Here is a 9,714-nt window from a genome sequence, read left to right on the forward strand (position 1 = left end):
GAGCGACCACATAGGCAGCCGCAACTTCTGCGCCAGTGGCACCAGTCGCGTCCTGTTTGCGGTAAACAAAGTTTGGCCCCATATCGTTAACAATATTATTGGCCAGGCGCGTAGCGATGATTTGTCCGCGCAGCGGGTGGATCTGCATCGCATCAGCAAAGCGTTCCTGCAATGGTTTTGGAAACGCATTGATCAGTGAGCGGGCATGGAAAGGATCGTTGAGCACCAGTTCATCCTGCAACTGTTCCTTCAGCACCATCTTGCCATACGCGGTCAGTACTGCCAGTTCCGGACGGGTCAGCCCTTTACCGTTAGCCTGACGTTCCGCCAACTCGTCATCATCGGGCAAAAATTCGAGCGACCTGTTGAGTTGCCCTTCCCGCTCAAGGTGATGAATGAAGCGTTGCAGTTCCTTTATCTGGTCGGGGCCGCGGATAGCGGTAACCGAAATAGACTGTGATTGACGGTGACAGTCTTTGACCACGATTTGTGCCACCTCATCAGTCATTTCAAATAGCAGTTCATCACGCTGCTTGCGGGTCAGGTCGCCTTCAGCAACTGCCCCGTTAAGCAGTATTTTGATATTAACTTCATTATCCGAGCAGTCCACACCGCCAACGTTATCAATTGCATCGGTATTGATACGGCCGCCGTTGCGGGCATATTCGATACGACCCAACTGCGTGAAACCCAGGTTGCCGCCTTCACCAACAATTTTGGCGCGTAGTTCTTTACCGTTTATGCGCAGCGCATCGTTGGCGCGATCGCCGACGTCACTGTCGCTTTCTTTGGTGCTTTTAACATAGGTGCCGATGCCACCGTTCCAGAGTAGATCAACCGGCATTTGCAGGATGCTCTTAATCATTTCGGTCGGCGTCAGAGACTTTTTCTGCGTACCGAACAGCTTTTTCATTTCCGGAGTCAGTTCAATGGCTTTCGCGCTACGCGCAAACACCCCGCCGCCGGAAGAAATTAATTTTCTGTCATAGTCTTCCCAGCTGGATCGAGGCAGGTTAAACAGGCGCTCCCGTTCCTCATAGCTAGAGGCCGCATCCGGCTCCGGGTCGATAAAGATATGCTGGTGGTTAAAGGCCGCGACCAGGCGAATATGCTTAGATAGCAGCATACCGTTGCCAAATACGTCGCCGGCCATATCGCCGATCCCTATAGCCGTGAAATCTGTTGACTGGCAGTCGATGCCGACTTCACGGAAGTGACGCTTAACCGATTCCCAGGCTCCGCGTGCGGTAATGGCCATTTTTTTATGGTCATAACCAACCGAGCCACCAGACGCAAAGGCGTCACCCAGCCAGAAATTGTATTCGGCGGAGATCCCGTTGGCGATATCGGAGAAAGTCGCGGTGCCTTTATCGGCAGCCACTACCAGGTACGTATCATCTTCGTCGTGACGAACGACCTGTTCAGGATGCACAATCTCGCCGTTAACTATATTGTCGGTGATATCCAGCAACGCTCGGATGAAAGTACGATAACAGGCTTTGCCTTCTTCAAAGAACGCTTCGCGCTCTTCAGGCAGCTTTTTACAATAAAAACCACCTTTAGCACCGACGGGCACTATAACCGTGTTCTTAACCTGCTGTGCTTTAACCAGACCGAGCACCTCGGTACGGAAATCCTCGCGGCGATCAGACCAGCGCAAGCCACCCCGGGCGACTTTACCGCCACGCAGGTGGACACCTTCAACGCGTGGCGAGTACACAAATATTTCGTACTTCGGCAAGGGTAATGGCATTTCCGGCACCAGTTCAGGCATGAACTTGATCGAAATATAAGGTTTCTCGTTGCCGTTTTGATCAGCCTGAAAGAAGTTAGTGCGTCGTGCAGCCAGAATCAGCTCCACATAGCGGCGGATGATACGATCATCATCCAGGTTGGCAACATTATCTAACTCACCGTGAATGCGCGTTTCCAGCGCTGAAACCTTTTTAGCGCGCGATTTAACGGACGGCTCAAATTTGTTGTAAAACAGCTTAACAATCAGCTTCGCAATTAACGGATATTTATTAAACGCGCTTTCGATATAGCTTTGGCTGAAGGTGGTACCAATCTGCCGCATGTACTTGGCAAACATACGCAAAATCACCACCTGACGTCCGGTCAGACCGGCACTCAATACCAGCCGGTTAAAGCCATCGTCTTCGTAATGACCTTGCCATACTTTGGCAAAAGCATCCTGATAGACGTCGCGAATGGCTTCCAGGTCAAGTTTGACATTGCTGTGCAACATCTGGAAATCCAATACCCAGTAGACGTGATTATCGGTAGCTTTGATCTGATAAGGGCTCTCACCAATAATGCGCAGGCCGAAGTTTTCCAGCATCGGCAATACGTCTGACAAATGGATCGGCTCGTCTTTGTGGAATAGCTTCAGGCGTATTTTCTTGCTCTGTTCGTTTTCTTCACGCGAGCGATAAAACAACATACCGAGCTTGTGCTCATCATCAAGCGCTTCCAGCTGCTGTAAGTCGGCAATGGCGACCGATGGCAATACTTCTTCTTTATAGGCGCGGGGAAAAGCATTAGCGTATTTTTTGTTTAACGCATTAGCACGCGCTTCACCAAAAGTACTGCGGAGAATACGCTCAAAATTGTCTTCCCAGGTACGGGCTGCTTCAACCAGATTCTGTTCGAGTTCTTTCACGTCAATGTCCTGTACGTGTTCGCCAAGGCGCACGGTGTAATGAGTCCGCGCCAATGATGATTCGGAAAAATAAGTGGTGAAATCAACGTCGGCTGGGCTACCGAGAGAACGCGCCAGGATCTGTTGAGTTTTCTGCCGTAATAAGGTGTTGTAGCGCTCTTTGGGTACATAAACCATGCACGAGGCGAAACGGCCAAAAATATCGCGCCGCACGAACAGACGCGTCATATCACGCTCCTGCATCTGTAGCACCCCCAGCCCGATTTCCAGCAGGTCGTCTTCGTCTGCCTGGACCACTTCATCCCGCGGGTAGGTTTCAAGGATATTCAGTAATGCTTTAGCTGCATGCGAGTTAGCCGCAAAACCTGAAGCATCCATCACCCGTTTAATTTTTTCACCAACTAACGGTACATCCCGCGCGCTATTGTTATAAAAACTACTTGAATATAAGCCGATAAAACGGTCTTCGCCGATTACCCGGCCTTTGTCATCAAAACGCTTAACGCCGATATAGTCGCCATAGGCTGGACGGTGCACGCGTGATTTGGAGTTGGTTTTTGTGACCAATAACAGGCTGTCATTGAACGTCAGGTCCCGGGCTACTTCAGGTAACGACGAAACCAGTCGCTCTTTACTTGTCGCTGATTTGCGCATGAGTCCCAGACTGGAGTCCTGCTGCTGACGAATCACATGATCACCCTCAATCGGCACCAGGTCATAACGACGATAGCCCATTAAGGTGAAATTATCTTTTGCCAACCAACTGAGAAAGCGCTGTGCTTCCTTCAGTTTTTTGGCGGGGCCTGGGTAAGTTATCTTGCTCAGGTTATCAGCTACTTCTTTGAGTTTTTCACGCATCGGCTGCCAGTCTGAAACGGACAGCGTTACTTCATCCATGACCGAGGCTAATTCATTCTTTAAATTTGTACGCGCTTCTTTGGTGGTCTGCCGATCAACTTCGATCAAAAATACGGTATCGACTTCATTGTCATCGCGAACACCGGGTTTTAACAACTCCGTTATCCCCTGCTCTTCATCGCGGCGGTGACTGATAGGCAAATGCAATAATAAATGAGCGCTGATCCCCAGCCGCGACAAAGCCATGCGAACGGAGTCGACCATGAACGGGGTGTCGGACTGAATAATTTCAATAATAGTATGGGCGGATTCCCAGCCATGCCGTGCTACTTCAGGGTTATAAACTTTGATAAGTGCTTTTTCACCGGGGGTGTACTGGTTAAAACTATGCCAGAGCCCCATTACAGCGCCGTATAAGTCGCTATCGTTGCGTTCTGCGAGATCGTCTGAGGAGATATTTCTGAATAAGCGGAGCGCGAAATCCTGAATTAAATCGGCTCGATCAGTTGCGCGTTTTTGAATCAGATCGGCCACTTTCTGTAAAATTACGGGGAGCTGGCCTTGGCCATAAGAATTCATGCTTGTGTCCTTGTAACCCATTTAAAAGTAGCGATGCCACCAAAAACTGATTTTGATGACAAAAGTAGCTCGCATTATTGTCGGACATTTGTCAAAGGTATTCAATGTTTATTGCGCGGAATAACGGTGTTCAGACCACGAAATCCGTGGCCTGAACATCAGTTATCACGGCTTCAGGCTGGATTCGATTTTTTCTGCCAGGTCAGCCGCAAGATCAGGTAGTTGTTGTAACCGCTCCAGTTGATTTCGCAACAGTTTTTGCCGCTCAATATCAAAGCGTCGCCATTGCGTGAAAGGGCTGAGCAAGCGCGAAGCGACCTGCGGGTTGCTACTGTTTAACTGCGCAATGATATCGCCGATTAGCTGGTAGCCAATGCCGTCAGGTCGATGAAAACCAATCAGGTTACGGCTAAAGGTGGCTAACAGCGAATAAACCCGGTTGGGGTTGCCGAGCGTAAAGCACGGGTGTCCGAGTAACTCTGTAACCTGCTCTGCACTCGCCTCATACGGGCTGCTAGCCTGCACGGCGAACCACTTATCGAGAACCAGTGGCTCGTCCTGCCAGCGCTGTTCAAACGCCGCCAGCAGTTCCGCTGCGCAAGGCAGGTCCAGATGGACAGCGATTTGCATGGCTGCCTGTTGGTCAGTCATATTATCGGCGTCATGAAAATGTTTTACCAACAGCTCGCTGTATCGCGTTGGGGCTGCCAGGCAAAGATAATACAGACACAGATTAGCCAGGCTCCGCGCCGCTATTGCCGGGCCGGTAAGAGCATAGCCTGACTGCCGGTGACTTTTATATAAACGACTGAATTCCGGCTCCAACGCTGCCGCGATAGCCTGTTTCAGCTGTTGGCAGACTGCAGCAATTGCGGCCACCGGAATTTCATCCGGATAATGCTCGGCTAATTCTTCGGCCGTGGGCGGGCTTAATGCCAGCGCACGTAGGGCTGGATCAATGTCAGCCGTGGCTAATTGTTGTAATGCTCCTACCAGCTCATCACTGAGCTCGATATTTTGCTTGCTACTGATCGCGCCTTTAAGTAAATCAAGGTAAATCGTCTGGGCAGCTTCCCAACGAGTGACTTCGGCTTCGGCATGCGCAAGTAAAACTAATTGTTCGCTCAGTGGCTGGCGATAATTCAGGCGTACGGGCGCGCTGAAGTTTTCCAGCAAAGAAAATACCGGCACCTCATCGAGGCCTTTAAAAATAAAGGTTTGCTCAGCTTCAGTCAGTTCAAGTAAATAGCCACCTGACTCATGGGTCGCGAGCTCACCATTGTCGAGCTCTAACTGCAGGCGTTCGCCCTGCTTGTTGTAGGCGCTGAACAGCAGTGGGATATGCACCGGCAGTTTGTCGGTCTGTCCGGCAGTAGCCGGCGTTTGCTGCTGAATACTTAAGGTTACCTGGCCGTGGTTCGGATCATAGTCACTACGAACAGATACCAGCGGCGTACCTGCCTGACTGTACCAACGCCTGAACAAGGTAAAATCACGATTATTCGCTTGCTCCATAGCCGCGATAAAGTCTTCGCAGGTTACCGCCTGACCATCGTGGCATTCAACATAGCGGCGCATGCCCTGCTGGAATCCTTCCTCGCCTAATAACGTATGCAGCATACGGATAACTTCAGCGCCCTTGTTATAGACTGTCACTGTGTAAAAGTTATTCATTTCAATAACTTTGTCAGGACGAATCGGATGCGCCATAGGGCTGGCATCTTCATTGAACTGATGACTGCGGATGATGCGGATATCCTGAATACGGTTAACCGCCCGCGAGCCCAGATCAGAACTGAACTCCTGGTCGCGGAATACGGTAAGCCCTTCTTTCAGGCTCAACTGGAACCAGTCACGACAGGTAATGCGATTGCCCGTCCAGTTGTGGAAATACTCATGACCAATAACGGATTCCACCGCCAGAAAGTCCTGATCGGTGGCGGTTTGCTGATCAGCCAACACATAACGTGAGTTAAAGATATTCAGGCCTTTGTTTTCCATGGCGCCCATATTGAAAAAATCGACCGCAACAATCATATAGATGTCGAGGTCGTATTCCAGGCCAAAGCGCTCTTCGTCCCACTGCATGGAATTCTGTAGCGCTGTCATGGCATAGCGCGCGCGACTGAGGTTGCCGCGATCAACAAAGATCTGCAGGTCGATAGTACGTCCCGAACGGGTCTCAAATGTATCTTTAAGTACATCAAAGTCGCCGGCAACTAAAGCAAACAAATAGGCTGGCTTCGGGAACGGGTCGTGCCAGGTAATCCAATGCTGGTTGTTATCAAGGTCGCCCTGCCCGACTGTATTTCCATTACTTAATAAATAAGGATAACCGGCCTTGTCGGCAATGATGGTAGTGGTGAAAATGGCAAGCACATCGGGACGGTCCGGGTAATAGGTAATGCGCCGGAAACCTTCAGCCTCACACTGGGTACAAAAAGCTCCGGCAGATTTATACAGGCCTTCCAGGGCAGTATTACTGGCGGGATTAATTTCGGTTTCAACAGTAAGTATAAAGCTGTCAGGAACATCATCCAGGATCAGCTTGTTGTTGGTCAGCTGATAATTGTCAGGAGCCAGGATTTTGCCGTCCAGCTCCAGTCGGACCAGCCGCAACTCCTCGCCGTCAAGTTCGAGCGCGCCCGGGCTCTGACGATGCACGCGCATCGTATTAATAACCCGCGTTTGTTGCTCGTGCAGGTGAAACGTTAGTTCAACGGTTTCAATGGAAAAAGCCGGAGCACGATAGTCGCTCCGGTACTTCGCTTGGTGTTCAGTCGTAGGCATAATTTACCGCTAAAATTAGTTTAAGTTGCAGGTTTTTCCTGCGGCGCGAGGCGTAGAATCCGGAACCCAGTATAACCGTAAACCAACGCGATCAGTGGCGTCAGCCAGTTAAAGAAAGCGAAAGGAGCGTACTCCAGTGGGCTTACTGCCAGCACGCCCATCATAAAGGCGCCACAGGTATTCCATGGGATCAATGCCGAGGTAAGCGTTCCGCTATCCTCCAGCGTCCGGGATAAGACCCGCGGGTCTAAGCCACGGCGTATATATTCTTCACGATACATACGGCCAGGGATCACAATCGCCATATATTGATCAGCGGTCAGCACGTTGGCACCAAAACAGGTAAACAAGGTGGCCCCGATCAGGCTGCCGGTGCTTTTTACCATGCCCAGAACACCGCGGATTAGGCGTTCCAGTAACCCCAGTTTCTCCATTACAGCGCCGAACGTCATGGCGCTCAGAATCAGCCAGATGGTATTGAGCATACTCGACATGCCGCCACCACTTAACAGTGAATCCAGCTTTTCTGCCCCGGTGTTAATAGCCACGCCATCACTCAATGCCAGCCAGACCACCTTCAAACTGGCCACAGCTGAGGCATCGCCGCCTGCTATGTTGGTAATTAATTCGCCCTGAAACAGCACCGCCCATAAACCACCGATAAGCGCACCGAAAAATACTGTAGGCAACGCGGGTTTACCGGTTGCCGCCAGATACAACAGTATTGCCAGGGGCACCAACATTTCCCAGCCAATATTGTAAGTGTTCTGCAGTTCCAGTTGCATACGCTCCAGTTCAATCAGGCTGGTGGTTGCGTCTGCGTTAAGGCCAAGAATAAGAAACAGCGCCAGAGCTATCAGAAAGGCAGGCCCGGCGGTGTAAACCATGTAACGAATATGCTCAAAGAGTTCACTACCCCCAACCGCAGGAGCAAGATTGGTAGTATCAGATAGTGGCGACATTTTGTCACCGAAGTAGGCACCTGAGACCACCGCACCTGCGGTAATCAGTGGGGATAATTCCATCCCCGCGGATACACCCATAAGCGCAACACCAATGGTTGCTGCGGTTGTCCAAGAGCTACCTATAGAAAGCGCGACTATGCCGCAAATAAGCGCGGTAGCCGCGTAAAATAAACTCGGGTTAAGCAATTCCAGGCCATAGTAAATCATGGTTGGCACTGTTCCCGATAATAGCCAGGTACCAATAAGAGAACCTACGGCGAGGATGATTAGCATGGCGCCTAGTGCAACCGCGATCCCCTCTTTAATGCCCTCTTCCATATCTGCCCAGCTGTAATCGTTATAAAAGCCGATCATGATGGCAATACCGCCAGCGACCCATAAGGCAATCTGATTTGGGCCGTAAGACGAGTCTTCGCCAAATAAATAAACCGACGCGGCCAGCGTAATGATAAGTGCGATCAGCGGCGCAGCGGCCTGCAGCACGCTGGGTTCACGATAGTCAGGTTTTGATGTGGTTTGCATAGTTGGTCTCTATATTTTCGTTTTTATATAACCTACAGTTCAATCACACCGATTAGCTGTAAGAAAATTAATGTTATGGCTACTGGAGCCAGCCAGCGAACGCAGAACAACCAGATTCTAAAAATTACTGGCTTACTATCAAGCTCATCTTCGCTTGCTGCACGCTTCATCACCCAGCCGGCAAATAACGCCAGTAATAATCCACCCAAAGGCAACAGGATATTGGCAGTGCTGTAATCAATGACATCAAACCAGGACAGCAGTTGCTTGCCCGATAGTTGCCAGTCCAGGCGTGTCCATTCAGCGCCGGCGAACGAGTAAATGGTGATCTGCCCCAGCAGCCACAATATTGCTGCGGCGCCTACGGTGGCGGGCCAGCGGCCCACCTTAAGCTGCTCTTCTAAAAAGGCAACTGCTGATTCAATCATCGCGATAGCCGAAGTAAAAGCGGCGATTACCAGCATGACAAAGAATAGCGTACCAATTAAAGTGCCGGCAGGCATAGTGCTAAAGGCCACTGGTAAGGTCTGAAAGATTAATCCGGGGCCGGCGCCGGGAATAAGATCGTTGCCGAATACAATAGGAAATATGGCCATCCCTGCCAGCAGCGCTACCAGCGTATCAGCTAATGCTATCCATAATGTGGTCTGCACCACAGAGGTTTTACGGGGTAAATAAGCGCCATACATGATGACCACCCCGGAAGCCAGGCCTAACGAGAAAAAGGCATGCCCGAGCGCTAACATGATCCCGTTTATCGAAAGTTCAGAGAAATCGGGTGCGAACATAAAGTTAAAAGCGGCGGCAAAATCACCTGTATAGCCGGCGTAGATCGCGATAATAACCAGGAGCAGAACCATCAGCGGCAACATCAGGCCCACCGCACGCTCTAAGCCATCTTTAATGCCGTTACCAACAACGAGTATGACCCCGAAAATGATTGCCGCGTGCCAGAGTGTTAAGCTCGCTGAAGATGAAACCAGATTGGTAAAACTCTGGGAAATCTCAGGCACCGAGGCACCGTTAAATGCGCCTGAACCTGCTTCAAATACATAAGCCAGCGCCCAGCCGGCGATAACCGTGTAAAAACTTAATACCAGAAAGCCGGTGGCCATACCAAGCCAGCCCGTAATCTGCCAGGCCGAACTGCGGCCCGACTCCAGCGCCACTTTACGCGCCGCAAAACCCGGACTGTGGCGGCCGCGACGGCCAATAATAATTTCAGCCATCATCACGGGTATACCAATAAGAGCGATACAGAGGAGATAAACCAGAACGAAGGCCCCGCCACCATTTTCGCCGGTGATATAGGGGAACTTCCAGATATTACCTAAACCA

At 50.7% G+C, this 9,714-nt stretch carries 4 protein-coding genes; all 4 read right to left on the reverse strand.

Going from position 1 to position 9,714, the window contains the following annotated elements; genetic code table 11:
- Positions 1-4,099 (reverse strand): NAD-glutamate dehydrogenase (locus R3196_RS10325; RefSeq protein ID WP_318936694.1); only part of this gene is annotated, 4,099 nt, incomplete at its 3' end.
- A 165-nt stretch (positions 4,100-4,264) separates the two neighbouring features.
- Positions 4,265-6,889: an aminopeptidase N gene (gene pepN / locus R3196_RS10330; RefSeq protein WP_318936695.1), complete on the reverse strand. Its 2,625-nt coding sequence runs from the start codon at positions 6,887-6,889 to the stop codon at positions 4,265-4,267.
- Between the two features lie 20 nt (positions 6,890-6,909).
- A complete protein-coding gene (nhaC, locus tag R3196_RS10335; RefSeq protein WP_318936696.1) occupies positions 6,910-8,376 on the reverse strand; it encodes a Na+/H+ antiporter NhaC in 1,467 nt (488 codons plus the stop codon).
- A gap of 32 nt (positions 8,377-8,408) precedes the next feature.
- A partial coding sequence (locus tag R3196_RS10340) for a sodium-dependent transporter (protein ID WP_318936697.1) occupies positions 8,409-9,714 on the reverse strand: 1,306 nt, incomplete at its 5' end.

Origin of the sequence: Pseudidiomarina sp. (assembly GCF_033722695.1) — a bacterium.
Classification (GTDB): Bacteria; Pseudomonadota; Gammaproteobacteria; order Enterobacterales; family Alteromonadaceae; genus Pseudidiomarina.

Coding starts and splice junctions, on each gene's coding strand:
- pepN (WP_318936695.1), bottom strand. CDS start 6,889: ATGCCTACGACTGAACACCAAGCGAAGTACCGGAGCGACTATCGTGCT.
- nhaC (WP_318936696.1), bottom strand. CDS start 8,376: ATGCAAACCACATCAAAACCTGACTATCGTGAACCCAGCGTGCTGCAG.